The sequence below is a fragment of the Rhizobium sp. CFBP 13726 genome (assembly GCF_014841925.1).
In the GTDB taxonomy this organism is placed as follows: Bacteria; Pseudomonadota; Alphaproteobacteria; order Rhizobiales; family Rhizobiaceae; genus Neorhizobium; species Neorhizobium soli.
Window position 1 is genome coordinate 1 of record NZ_JACYUU010000024.1, and the last position, 290, is coordinate 290.

The 290-nt window shown below is 57.6% G+C and carries 1 protein-coding gene; it reads right to left on the reverse strand.

All coding sequences use genetic code 11. The features are described from left to right. Window positions 1–290, reverse strand: a 290-nt coding sequence (locus tag IFT66_RS23350) for an aminotransferase class I/II-fold pyridoxal phosphate-dependent enzyme (RefSeq protein ID WP_192079138.1), incomplete at both ends; no start/stop codon positions are given.

Below are 290 nucleotides of genomic sequence, written 5' to 3' on the forward strand. Positions count from 1 at the left end.
ATGACCATGGCGCCATATTTCTCGGCAAGGTCGCAGACGCCCGCAAGATTGGCGATGATGCCGTCCATCGAAAACACGCCGTCTGTGGCGATCATCTTGAACCGGCTGCCTTCCGCCTTTTTCAGTTCCTCCTCCAGCGCCGCCATGTCGTTATTGGCGTAGCGGAAGCGTTTCGCCTTGGAGAGGCGCACTCCGTCGATGATCGAAGCGTGGTTCAGTGCGTCCGATATGATCGCGTCCTCCTCGCCGAGAAGCGTCTCGAACAATCCACCATTGGCATCAAAGCAGGA